1 pseudogene is annotated in these 590 nt (G+C 63.1%); it reads left to right on the top strand.

The window, feature by feature from the left end:
* A pseudogene (locus A5779_RS28705) lies at positions 1 to 512 on the top strand (hypothetical protein); the annotation flags it as partial.
* Positions 513 to 590 lie beyond the last annotated feature (78 nt).

Genomic DNA, 590 nt, shown 5'->3' with positions numbered 1-590 from the left:
GTATGCCCACCGGTGGTGGCGGTGGTGGCGGCATCTCCGGCCTGAGCGCACTGAGCTCCTTGTCCTCACTCGGCCGCAACGGTGGGTCTGCGCGAACGGTGTCAGAGCTCGCGTCCGCTCGGACTCTGGCCGACGGTCCCTTGCCAGCAGGGAAAGCTTCTGAGGACCGGCTGCAGCGCAACACGATCCGTATCAATCGGGCTGTGTCGGCGGCGTTCCCGGAGATCAAGGAGATCGGTGGCTACCGCCCGGACTCGATGAAGTGGCATCCGCAAGGGCTGGCGCTGGACATCATGATCCCGAATCCGACGAGCCCGGCCGGTATTGCGTTGGGTAACAGGATTGTTGAGTTCTTGCAGACCAACCGAGAATCCCTCGGTGTCGATCACACCATCTGGCGCCAGCAGATCGACAGCGGTGGCGGACCGAAGCTCATGGGGGACCGCGGTGGTATCACCGCCAATCACTTTGACCATGTGCATGTGGCGTCGACGGGAGGTGGTTACCCGTGACCGGGTCGGTTGGTGCGTATGTGGCGCAGGTCGATCGTGTGTTGTCTGCTGGGGTGGGGTTGTTTCCGGAGTTTGGTG

The organism is Mycolicibacterium peregrinum (assembly GCF_001665625.1).
Taxonomy (GTDB): domain Bacteria; phylum Actinomycetota; class Actinomycetes; order Mycobacteriales; family Mycobacteriaceae; genus Mycobacterium; species Mycobacterium peregrinum_B.
Note: the sequence above shows the minus strand (reverse complement) of the source record. Positions and strands in the feature narration are given on the sequence as shown.